The 11549-nt window shown below is 62.0% G+C and carries 10 protein-coding genes and 1 tRNA gene; 5 read left to right on the forward strand and 6 right to left on the reverse strand.

Going from position 1 to position 11549, the window contains the following annotated elements:
- Positions 1 to 20: 20 nt before the first annotated feature.
- Together FJ867_RS22640 and FJ867_RS22645 are read right to left on the reverse strand one after the other, a co-directional pair.
- Entirely contained in the window at positions 21 to 1298 is a 1278-nt protein-coding gene (locus FJ867_RS22640) for a sugar transferase (RefSeq protein WP_181168415.1), read from the reverse strand.
- A gap of 393 nt (positions 1299 to 1691) precedes the next feature.
- Positions 1692 to 2282: a biotin transporter BioY gene (locus tag FJ867_RS22645; RefSeq protein ID WP_140520792.1), complete on the reverse strand. Its 591-nt coding sequence runs from the start codon at positions 2280 to 2282 to the stop codon at positions 1692 to 1694.
- 118 nt (positions 2283 to 2400) lie between these two features.
- Here FJ867_RS22645 and FJ867_RS22650 point away from each other — a divergent pair, with 118 nt between their 5' ends.
- Complete coding sequence (locus FJ867_RS22650; RefSeq protein ID WP_140818662.1) at positions 2401 to 3309, forward strand: MBL fold metallo-hydrolase; 909 nt, start codon at positions 2401 to 2403, stop codon at positions 3307 to 3309.
- Positions 3310 to 3319: 10 nt separating this feature from the next.
- Here the strand turns inward: FJ867_RS22650 and FJ867_RS22655 are convergent, their stop codons facing one another.
- Positions 3320 to 4105 (reverse strand): DUF1499 domain-containing protein, encoded by a 786-nt coding sequence (locus FJ867_RS22655; RefSeq protein ID WP_140818664.1) that lies wholly within the window; start codon positions 4103 to 4105, stop codon positions 3320 to 3322.
- Between the two features lie 175 nt (positions 4106 to 4280).
- A complete protein-coding gene (locus FJ867_RS22660) occupies positions 4281 to 5909 on the reverse strand; it encodes a fatty-acid--CoA ligase (protein ID WP_140559391.1) in 1629 nt (542 codons plus the stop codon).
- Positions 5910 to 6214: 305 nt separating this feature from the next.
- Here FJ867_RS22660 and FJ867_RS22665 point away from each other — a divergent pair, with 305 nt between their 5' ends.
- Positions 6215 to 6571, forward strand: a complete 357-nt coding sequence (locus FJ867_RS22665) for a hypothetical protein (RefSeq protein ID WP_140514848.1) — start codon at positions 6215 to 6217, stop codon at positions 6569 to 6571.
- A gap of 139 nt (positions 6572 to 6710) precedes the next feature.
- Complete coding sequence (locus tag FJ867_RS22670) at positions 6711 to 7100, forward strand: DUF427 domain-containing protein (RefSeq protein ID WP_140655777.1); 390 nt, start codon at positions 6711 to 6713, stop codon at positions 7098 to 7100.
- Positions 7101 to 7130: 30 nt separating this feature from the next.
- Here FJ867_RS22670 and FJ867_RS22675 read toward each other — a convergent pair whose 3' ends face one another.
- Both FJ867_RS22675 and ppdK read right to left on the reverse strand, forming a co-directional pair.
- Positions 7131 to 7871 carry a polysaccharide deacetylase family protein gene (locus FJ867_RS22675; protein WP_140818666.1) on the reverse strand — a complete coding sequence of 247 codons (741 nt, stop codon included), beginning with the start codon at positions 7869 to 7871 and terminating at the stop codon, positions 7131 to 7133.
- 144 nt (positions 7872 to 8015) lie between these two features.
- A complete protein-coding gene (gene ppdK, locus FJ867_RS22680) occupies positions 8016 to 10694 on the reverse strand; it encodes a pyruvate, phosphate dikinase (RefSeq protein ID WP_140818668.1) in 2679 nt (892 codons plus the stop codon).
- Between the two features lie 214 nt (positions 10695 to 10908).
- Between ppdK and FJ867_RS22685 the strand changes: the two genes are divergently transcribed.
- Positions 10909 to 11253 carry a VOC family protein gene (locus FJ867_RS22685; RefSeq protein WP_140494922.1) on the forward strand — a complete coding sequence of 115 codons (345 nt, stop codon included), beginning with the start codon at positions 10909 to 10911 and terminating at the stop codon, positions 11251 to 11253.
- 133 nt (positions 11254 to 11386) lie between these two features.
- Positions 11387 to 11461: transfer RNA gene (locus FJ867_RS22690), tRNA-Gln, on the forward strand.
- Positions 11462 to 11549: the final 88 nt, after the last annotated feature.

Raw genomic sequence — 11549 nt, forward strand, 5'->3', positions numbered from 1 at the left:
TTAATCAGCCACGGCCTCCGCTATCGCGCACCATGGCCGGTAATCATCGTCTTTATGGTTCTGAGGGTGATGAGAACATCAAGCCAAGGCGAGAAGTTCTTTATGTAGTAAAAATCGTAGTGTAATTTCTCCATCACATCGTCGACCGCCGCGACATGCCCCTGGTTTACTTGCGCCCACCCGCTCACACCTGGCCTGACGATGTGCCGGTAGCGATAGAACGGCAATTCCGCCTCATACCAGTGCGACAGGACGACAGCCTCGGGCCGTGGCCCGATCCAGCTCATTTCGCCGCGCAGGATGTTGATGGCCTGCGGCAGCTCGTCGATCCTGAACTTGCGTAAAAAACGCCCTATCCGGGTGATGCGATCGTCGTCACGTTTCGTGATCGCCTTGTCCTTGTCGCTGCCAATGCCGGCTTGCTGCCTCATCGAGCGAAACTTGTAGACCGTGTAGATCCGGCCCCTGTAGCCAATGCGGGGCTGGCGAAACAGCACCGGGCCCTCCGAGTCCAGCCGGATCAGCAGCGCGATCAGCACCACGAAAGGTGAAAGAGCCACGACCATGACAAGCGCGGAGATCCAGTCGATTGCCTGCTTGATCTTGAGATAGGCCTGGTTCGGATTGAGCGAGCCGAGCGTGTTTTCCGACAGGTGTTCGATCTCGACGCGGCCGGTCAGCGACTCGCTGACCTGCTTGACGTGGTAGACCGGCGTGCCCGACAGAGCCCGGTCCGCGATGTATCGTTCCCATTCGGCGTCAAGGTCGGCCCGCAGATCGACAACCACGCCATTCGCCCGTTCGATGACGGTGCCAGGCGAAGTGATCCAGAACCAATGCACTCCCGGCAGTGTCCTTAGGCGCTCTACGTTCCCGCCGGGAATGACGACCAGCCGGTACGGTTCGAGATGCCGCGTTATGATGCTCAGGCCAAAATACCAGAGCGTGGACTGGGTGAAGCTGGCAGCCGCCTGAAACCGGCTGTACTCGAAACGAAAAAAGAAAATAGTCAGGAAAACAAGCCCGTAGGACAGCACAAACGTCGGCAGGATGTAGCTGGCAGCGGCCACGCCGGGGAAATTCCCGATACGCCGATAGGCAAGGAAGCCTGCTACATGCGCAATGACCGCGGCAGCGACGGTTACCTGGAGATTGGCGACGTAGACCGCATCGGGTTTGAAGGCGATCCGGATGAGGGCCGGCGCGACGATCGCGAACGTCAGTCCGCCAATAAGTTGAAAGCGAATTTTGAACAGGAAGTGCCGGCTTCCGACAAGAGTTGATGTTGCGACATTCAACTTCTTCCCCCCTCGAAGCTGCCATGTCGGCGATTGCCATTGCAATAATGCGCTTGGCTTGGCCGTTCATTCGCAAAGCGGAATCGGGCCTCTCGCTACTGGCTGTTCGACTCAGTCGAAGATCAAGAGCTACGACACTGTAACGATACCAGCAAGTATCTATTTACACTGTAGCAACCGGCAGGATTTTTGATCAATCGCATCGCTGAATGCGGTTCAAAAGCTATCGCTAATAGATAGGCTTACTGCCGGCCGTCGAGAATGTCTGGACGCATGAAGGTAAATGGATGTTCGTATCACTGGTGACTGGCTGACTGCTTGGGCACGACCTGCCAGTCACATCTGTCCGACCCGGACCAATGACCAGGTACTTCCCCGGAACCTCGTTTAAATTCAGGAGCGCTTCAGCAGCGACCAGACGGCGGGCACCAGGCTTGCGGCCAGAGCAACCTTGATCAGATCACCGACGATGAACGGCACGACGCCGAACTGCCAGGATTTTTCCGGACCGATGAGCATCGCCAGCCAGGCAAAGCCCATGGCCATCATGACGAACTCGGCAACCAGCATCGCGTTGAAAAGCTTGATCGGATGGCGATCCCAGCCGCGATCGGCGGCCCAGCCGGCGATCGCCGCCATGACCACGAAGCCGGCGAGATAGCCGCCGGTCGAGCCGAGCATGTAGGCAATGCCGATTCCCTTTTCCGGCGTGCTCTGGAAGACCGGGAAGCCCATCGCGCCCTCGGCCATATAGAGCAGCAGGGTGGCGACGCCGAGCCGCAGGCCGAAAGCGGCCCCGATCAGCAGGACGGCGAGCGTCTGCATCGAAATATCGACGGGCCCCAGAACCACCTTGGTCTTGGCCGACAGGGTCAGGAGCAATGTCCCGGCTATCGCCAGGAAGAACTGCGTTGCCAGCCGCGCCGCGCCATCTTGCGGCAGAGCCAGAGAAACAAGCGGGCGCATCGTCGTTGCAGTTGCCATGGTCTTCCCCATCCGAGTGCCGCCATCCGATGATCGCGGTCTTGCGTTTTCCCTATATTGGCTTGCGTGCTATGCGGCAATCGGTTTTGCCATTCCCGCAACAGGCATCGACACCGCCATGGCCCTCGAATTCGATACCAGCTTCGATCCCTGCTACGGCGGGGGCGTCAGCGTCGCGCCCGACGTGCAGCGCGTCACGGCCCGAAATCCAAGTCCCTTCACCTTTCACGGCACCAACAGCTACATCGTCGGACGCGATACGCTGGCAGTGATCGATCCGGGGCCGGATGACGACGCTCACCTTCGCACCTTGCTCGACGTCATCGCCGGCAGGCCGGTCAGCCACATTTTCGTCAGCCACACGCATCGCGACCATTCCCCGCTGGCGGCACGGCTGAAGCAGGAGACCGGAGCCCAGGTGATGGCGGAAGGGCCGCACCGGCCGGCAAGGCCATTGCATATTGGCGAGATCAACGCGCTCGATGCCAGCGCCGATACCGCTTTCGTTCCCGATCTCGCGCTGCCGGACGGCGCGCTGGTCGCCGGCGACGGCTGGGCAATCCGCACGGTCCTGACCCCCGGCCATACCGCCAACCACGCGGCATTCGCGCTGGAGGGCACCGGCATCCTGTTTTCGGCCGACCACGTCATGGCGTGGGCGACCTCCATCGTCGCGCCGCCGGACGGGGCGATGGCGGACTACATGGCCTCGCTGGACCGGCTGATCGAACGCGGTGACCGCCTGCTGCTGCCCGGCCACGGCGGGCCGGTGACGGCACCGCGAGGCTTCATGCGCGGATTGAAGACCCATCGCAAAATGCGCGAACGGGCCATATTGGAGCGGATCCGCGCGGGCGACCGCACGATCGCAGACATGGTCAAGGCGATCTACAGGGATACCGACCCGCGGCTGCATGGCGCCGCCGGGTTGTCGGTGCTTGCCCATCTGGAGGATCTGGTGGCGCGCGGCCTGGTCGCGACAGACGCCGCGCCGGCCATAGACGGCATTTTTAGGCCAGCCCCTTAGGCCCGAGCATCTATTCGGCCGGAGCCGCGCCGACCTGGCCGGCGACTTCCTGGTCCAACTCCGCCAGAAAGTCGGTGATGCGCGCAGCGTTGTCGCCGAAGTCGTAGCGGCCGTAGCGGGAAGCCGACCGCATGTCGACGAGAACCGTATCCCCGTCGTCCGTGATGCGAATTGCCACGTCTGCGGGGAGGCCCAACACGAAGCTCCTGGCGACAGCGGTAATCGTCACGTCGCTTTGCCCGGCGAGTTCGGGATAGGGTCCGGTAAGATCCCAATTGCGGCGGTCGAGCACGGTTTCAACGGCAGTGACGACGGTCTCGAACGGCAGGTCGTAGCTGCGCGCGGTGACAAGCGGATAGCTGTCGGTCTGCAACCGCTGCTCGCCGGGCGTCGGCGGCGAGAGCACGTTCATGTCCTTCGTGCGACCGGTGACGTCGAGTGCCGGCGGTTCGTCGAAATCGGTCGAAATATCCCTGAGCGGCGGAAAGATTGTCGCCCAATAGGCGGCGATGCCATAGGGGGTCAGCACCAGCACTGCCAGCAAGACGCCGACCGTGATGTCGCGGCCGCCATAGTCGCCAAAATTCCACACCCTCGAGAAGGCAAATCCGGCGAACAGCAGCGCCAGCGCCGCCAACAGCGCGACGATAGCCAACACCCACAGGAACACCGGCGTTTCAACGAGGTTGAAATAATGGCCGACGAACACGGTCAGCAAAAGCACCGCCGAAAAAGCAGCGGTGCGCCGCGACCATCCGGCAGCCTTCGACGTTTGCCGTTCCGAAATGCTGACCATGTTTCTCTGCGTCATCCCAAGCCGAAGAAGACTTAGCGCATGGCCACCAAAATCGGAATCGATTTTCGAGGAGGATCGTGCGCCAGTTGGAAATGCTATCGTGCCCTGCCGGAAAGGTGCACGTCGCTGCACTGTCCTTTTACGACCGCATCAGGCCGAGACACGCAATATCCCGTCAATCCGTCGGCAAGCGATAGTCGCTGAATTGCTGGCGCAAGGTGATCTTCTGGATCTTGCCGGTGGCGGTGTGCGGAATTTCGCCGACGAAAGCGACGTCGTCGGGCATCCACCATTTGGCCACCTTACCGTCGAGAAAACCAAGGATATCGGTTTTGGTCGGTTCCTTCCCCGGCTTGCGGACAACCACCAGCAAAGGCCGCTCGCCCCATTTCGAATGAGGGACGCCAATGGCGGCTGCCTCGGCGACATCGGGATGGCCGACGGCCAGATTCTCCAGGTCGATGGTCGAAATCCATTCGCCGCCGGACTTGATGACGTCCTTGGCGCGATCGGTGATCTGCATATAGCCGCCAGCGTCGATGTGGGCGACATCCCCGGTATCGAACCAGCCGTCCTCGTCGAACTGCTCCGAGCCGGCGCCGCCGTAGTAGGCGCTGGCCACCGCGGGGCCGCGCACCTTCAGCCGCCCGAATGTCTTGCCGTCCCAAGGCAGCGCGTTGCCGTCGTCGTCCGTCACCTTCATCTCGACGCCGAAGGGCGGGTAACCCTGCTTGCCCTGGACATCGAGCCGGGCGTCACCCTGAAGGCTTTCATAGTCCGGCTTCAGCGTACACAGTGTGCCGAGCGGCGACATTTCGGTCATACCCCAAGCGTGGACGACCTGGACATCATAATTGTCCTGGAATTTCTTGGTGATGATCCGTGGGCATGACGAGCCGCCGATGACGACCTTGTTCAGGTAGGGCAGCTTCCTGTCGGTCTCCTCCAGATATTGCAGCAGCATCATCCACACGGTCGGCACGGCGGCACTGAAGGTTACTTTCTCAGTGTCGAGCAATTCATAGATGGAGGCGCCGTCCATCTTGCAGCCCGGCATGACAAGCTTGGCGCCGATCATCGGTGCGCTCTGGCCAAGGCCCCAGGCATTGGCGTGGAACATCGGAACCACCGGCAGGATCGTGTCGCGCGAAGACAGGCCCATCGCGTCGGGCATGGCGGCGATCATGGCGTGCAGGACATTCGAGCGGTGACTGTAGACGACGCCCTTTGGATCGCCAGTGGTTCCAGACGTATAGCACATGCCGGCGGCGGTGCCTTCGTCGAAGCTCTTCCAGGCGAAATCGCCATCGGCCTCGTCGAGCCATTCTTCGTAGGCGACGACGTTGGGCAGCGTGGTCTGCGGCAGATGCGCCCTGTCGGTCAGCACGATCACCTGTTTCAGGGACTTGACCGCGCCGGCGATCTTCTCGAGCAAAGGGAGGAAAGTCAGGTCGACAAAGACCGCCTTGTCTTCGGCATGGTTCATGATCCAGACGATCTGCTCGGGAAACAGCCGCGGGTTGAGCGTGTGATAGATCGCGCCGATGCCCATGATGCCATACCAGGCCTCGATGTGGCGCGCCGTGTTCCAGGCCAGCGTCGCAATGCGGTCGCCCAGCCGATAGCCGTCACGCTCCAGGCGCTGGGAGACCTTCAGGGCGCGACGGTGGATGCTGGCGTAGGTTGTGCGCACGATCGGACCTTCGATCGAGCGCGATACGATCTCTCGCGCGCCATGCTGCCGCTCTGCGTTGTCGATAAGCTTATGGCAAAGAAGCGGCCATTCCTGCATCAGCCCCAGCATTCGTTCCTCCCTTACGCTCCTCGCTTTTGTTGCCATTGTGAAGCGAACCGGTGGATTGTCCAGCCACCGCCGGTGGCGAACGAAATCCGAATGCCGGTCGCGCAGGCAAGCGATCGAGTCGTGTCTTTTCTTGGAGGTCCGAATGCCTGGCGCTCATGTCATAGGACCGGCGGCCTTGAAATCCATTATATCAGAGAAGTCTAAATTACTCGACCGAGAGGAGAATCCGCCACAATCCGGCCATCGTCGGCATTAAGTTTCGTTAATGGGCAAAGGGGTGCGATTGGCGACTGAAAGAGGTTCGCATGGACACGCAGCTCGACGATAAGGCACTGGAAAGCACGCTTGCCGAAAGCCTGGGCGATCTGGTGCCGGACACAAAGACTGTTTCCGAAGATGAATTTGTTGAAGTTGTCGGCGGTGCGCTCGAAGCGGTGGGCGGCACGCTGCTGTTCAAGATGTGCGTCCAGAACGAAGGGGAAGGCGAGCACGTCGCCGCGGCATCCGTGGGCGATGGCGGCAGTCGTCAATTCCTGCTGCTAACCTTGCCGACCGGCGGCGGCCACTTGAAGGTCGAGACCGCATCCAGGAGCAGCAATCCCGTGGCCGGTATCGCGGCCGCCTATGCCGGCCTGATGGACGCGTTCAGAACCGCGGCCTGAGCCTCGCCGGACAAGGTCATCGCTAAAAATGCCGTCGGCAGCGCACACGGCTGGAGATCGATTGCGGATTGCCGGCGACAGTCGCCCTTGCGCAAACCACCTCGTCGACACACTTAAAGTTGAGACGAGGAGAAACAGCATGGACAAGATCGCCAACCCGGCACCCGGCTTCCAGCGCAATCCCGATAAGGTCATCACCGTCGAACCGTATAAGGGCACCCTCACCGTGCGTGCAGGCGACACTGTTATCGCCTCCTCGACGAACGCCAAGGTGCTGACGGAAGCGCCCTACCCGGCCGCCTTTTACATCCCGTTCGCAGACATCGATTTCAGCAAGCTGAGCGGCACGCGATCCTCGACACATTGTCCCTACAAGGGCGACGCGAGCTACTGGAGCGTGCTGCCTGCCGGCGAGGCGGGCAAGGATGCGATGTGGGCATATGAGCAGCCTTTCGACGAAATGGCTGAAATCCGCAACCACGGCGCGTTCTACGCAAGCAAGGTCAGCATCGAAGCCAAGCCAGGCTGAACGGACCAACGAGGAGGCCGGACCTGCCGGTCAGTCGGTGGTACCGTTATTGCCGAAGCCTTCGGCATCGTCGAGCCGCACGAAGGTCAGACCCTTCTGCTTGAGCGCCAGCAGGCCCTGCACGACGCCCTCCCCGGCGGCATGGGTCGGCTGGTTGATATGGGCGATGATGACGTCGCCGTCCTTGGCCGCTCCTATGCGCCTTGTGGTTTCCCTGGCGCCGAGCAGCGACCCGCCATCGCCATTGATCGAGAAGCCGGCGATCTTGAAGCCCAGCTTGCGGATCATGGCGATCGCCGACGGACTATACTCCGCGGTCGCGCCCCGAAACCATTTCGGCGCCGGCTCGCCAGTCCCGGCCAAGGCGACGGCGCCCAACTCGACCTCGGCCAGAACCGCTTCCGGACTGCCGGCGCTGCGTATGCCATAGATCTTCTGCGGCGTGTCGACGGCCGGTATGTGATGGCCGCCATGGTTTTCCAGTTCGAACAGGTCGGGATGTGCCCGCATGATCTCGACGGCGGCGGCGTTCCGCTTCAGCCAGATGCCGGTGACGAAGATGGTCGCAGGTATCCTGTTTTCCACCAGCGCCGAGAGGATGCGGTTGTCGGTCCGTCCGCCGCAGGCGTCGAGGGTCAAGGCAATGCGCCCGGTTCCGCCTGCATCCGGCTTGATGTGCAGGATGGGTTCGACCAGCGATGCGGCATGGCCGCTGGACACGACGGCCAAAGACATGGCGACAATGCAGAGATTTTTTTGCAGCAGGCGCATCAAATCCAATTCCAATCGGGCGTTTCACGGAGGCATCCCAAGACCCGCATGAAGGCGAAAATCGGAGCTGGATAGCAGAAAAGCACCAGACGCGACAATCTGACCGTCTTGCGGCAGTTCCTCGTTCCGATCGGCGGCAGGCGCTCAGCCGCGGCCCGCCTTTGCCACCTGAACGGCCGCCTGCGCGGCCGCCAACCTGGCGATCGGCACGCGGTAGGGCGAACAGGACACATAGTCCAGTCCGACCTCCTCGCAGAAGCGGATGGAGGCCGGATCGCCGCCATGCTCACCACAAATGCCGAGCTTGATCCCTGGCCGCGCCGCCCTGCCCTTCTCGGCGGCCATGCGCACCAGTTCGCCGACGCCATGGATGTCCAGCGATACGAACGGATCCTGTTCGATGATGCCTTTCTGGCGATAGGTTTCCAGGAACGAGGCCGCGTCGTCGCGCGAGATGCCGAATGTCGTCTGGGTCAGGTCGTTGGTGCCGAAAGAGAAGAACTCGGCCGATTCAGCGATGACATGGGCGCGGATCGCCGCGCGGGGGAGCTCGATCATGGTTCCGGTCAGGTAGTCGATCTTGACGCCGCTTTCGTCCATGACGCTCTTGGCCACCGCATCGATGCGCGCCTTGACATAGTCGAGTTCCTTCACAAGCCCGACCAGCGGCACCATGATCTCGGGTACCACCAGCGCGCCGGCCTTGCGGCCAGCCTCGACGGCGGCTTCGAAAATGGCGCGCGCCTGCATCTCGGCGATCTCGGGATAGGACACCGCAAGCCGGCAGCCGCGATGGCCGAGCATCGGGTTGAATTCGTGCAGCGCCTCGGTGCGCTGCCTGAGCTTGTCCGGCGCAACATTCATCGCCGCCGCGACTTCGGCTATCTCGGCCTCGGTCTTGGGCAGGAATTCGTGCAACGGCGGATCGAGCAGGCGGATGGTCACCGGCAGGCCGGCCATGATCTCGAACAGCTCCAGGAAATCCGCTCGCTGCATCGGCAGCAGCTTGGCGAGCGCGGCGCGCCGGTCCTTTTCGGTGTCGGCCAGGATCATCTCGCGCATGGCGATAATGCGGGCGCCATCGAAGAACATGTGTTCGGTGCGGCACAAGCCGATGCCTTCGGCACCGAAGGAGCGCGCCATGCGCGCATCGAGCGGGGTTTCGGCGTTGGTGCGCACCTTCATGCGCCGCACCGCATCCGCCCATTCCATGATGGCGGCGAAATCGCCGGAAAGCTCGGGCTGGAGCATCGCTACGGCGCCCTTGAGCACCTGCCCGTTGCCGCCGTCGATGGTGATGATGTCGCCCTTGCGGAAGGTCTGCCCCATCGACATCAGCGTAGCTGCCTTATAGTCGACGCGCAGCGAACCGGCGCCCGAAACGCACGGCTTGCCCATGCCGCGCGCCACGACGGCAGCATGGCTGGTCATGCCGCCGCGCGTGGTCAGGATGCCTTCCGCCGCATGCATGCCGTGGATGTCCTCGGGGCTGGTCTCCACACGCACCAGAATAGCCTTGCGCCCTTGCGCCTTGATATCCTCGGCGTCCGCGGAGGAAAAGACGATCTCGCCGGTAGCGGCGCCTGGAGACGCCGGCAGGCCGACACCGATGACGTCGCGTGCGGCCTTCGGATCGATGGTGGGGTGCAGGAGCTGGTCGAGCGAGGCGGGATCGATGCGGGCGACCGCTTCCTCTTTCGAGATCAAGCCGTCCCTGGCCATCTCGACGGCGATCCTGAGCGCCGCCTTGGCGGTGCGCTTGCCGGACCTCGTCTGCAACATCCACAATTTGCCGCGCTCGATGGTGAATTCGAGGTCCTGCATGTCGCGGTAATGCTTTTCCAGTCTGTCGGAGATGGTGACGAAGGACTGGAAGGCGTCCGGCATCAGTTTCTGCAATGACGGTTTGTCGGAGCCGGCGGCGATGCGGGCCGCCTCGGTGATGTTCTGCGGCGTGCGGATACCGGCGACGACGTCCTCGCCCTGCGCATTCACCAGGAACTCGCCATAGAGCTGCTTCTCGCCGGTCGAGGGATTGCGGGTGAAGGCGACGCCGGTGGCCGAGGTCTCGCCCATGTTGCCGAACACCATGGCCTGGACGTTGACCGCCGTGCCCCAGCTTTCGGGAATATCGTGCAGGCGCCTGTAGGTGATGGCGCGGTTGTTCATCCAACTCGAGAACACGGCACCGATCGCCCCCCAGAGCTGTTCGTGCGGATCCTGCGGGAACGGCCTGCCGAGCTCCTCTTCGACCTTGGCCTTGTAGAGCGCGATGACGCCTTGCCACTCGATAGCCGTCAGTTCCGTGTCGAGTTCATGGCCGAGGCTGGCCTTCTGATCCTCGAGGATCTCCTCGAACACCTCGTGGTCGAGCCCCATGACGACATCGGAATACATCTGGATGAAGCGCCGGTAGCTGTCATAGGCAAAGCGCGCATCGCCGGAATCGGCGGCCAGTGCCTCGACGGTTTCGTCGTTGAGGCCGAGATTGAGCACGGTATCCATCATGCCAGGCATCGAGGCGCGGGCGCCGGAGCGCACCGACACAAGCAGCAGTTTCGACGGATCGCCGAAACGGCGGCCGGTGAGCCGGCCGATATGGTCCAGCGCCACGGCGACGTCCGCTTCAAGCCCTGCCGGATAGGCGCGGCCGTTAGCATAGTAGGCGTTGCAGACCTCCGACGTGATGGTGAAGCCCGGCGGCACCGGCAGGCCAAGGCTACACATCTCGGCCAGATTGGCACCCTTGCCGCCCAACAGATTCTTGTCGCCAGCCCGGCCTTCGGCCGCACCATCGCCAAAGGTGAAAACCCACTTGGTCATGCTTTGCTCTCCGGTTGCAGGAGATTGGAAAGATTGACGAAACAGAAAGCCCCGCCATATCCCGACTTTGGACGGATATGATGCTGCAATGCGAAAGGCAAGGCGTCGGCAAAGCCGTTTGGCCGCTACAATCGATTAAGCAAAAGCTGCGGCAAAAGGACTTGCCAGTGCAACGGTCCAAGACTAGAACATACAGGGAACGAAGAGGTGCATCATGAAGCTCACCGGAAAACTCGACTATCTGGAACTGCCGGCAACCGGCGCGACGCTGGACAGTGTGAAAGCCTTCTACAGCGCCGCCTTCGCCTGGTCGTTCACCGACTATGGACCGACTTATTCGGCCTTTAGCGAGGGACTGGACGGCGGTTTCCAGGCCGACAGCGGCGACGCCACCGCCAAGCCGTTGCCGGTGCTCTACTCCCAGGATCTGGAAGAGACGCTGGCAGCCGTCGAGAATGCCGGCGGCACGATCATCAAACCGATCTTTTCGTTTCCGGGCGGCAGGCGGTTCCACTTTGCCGACCCGGCTGGAAACGAGATGGCGGTGTGGGGAGAATAGGCGGCGCGACCGGCGCATGAGGCGACCGTCGCCAATAGAGTGGTGGATCAGCAGGAAAGTCGCAATCTCCAGGCATTGAGCTTTCCACCGGCACAGCCTATAAGGCCGCGCGCAGTCGACGCATGTCAGCTGCTGGGGCGTCGCCAAGTGGTAAGGCATCGGTTTTTGGTACCGACATTCCCAGGTTCGAATCCTGGCGCCCCAGCCAAGCGCGCAAGGTGTACGGCCCGAAGACATAGGTAACAGAATGTACCTAAGACATGGGTGACAACCTCGTGCCGAACGGGTTGTCGATG

Origin of the sequence: Mesorhizobium sp. B2-5-3, assembly GCF_006441005.1 — a bacterium.
GTDB lineage: Bacteria > Pseudomonadota > Alphaproteobacteria > Rhizobiales > Rhizobiaceae > Mesorhizobium.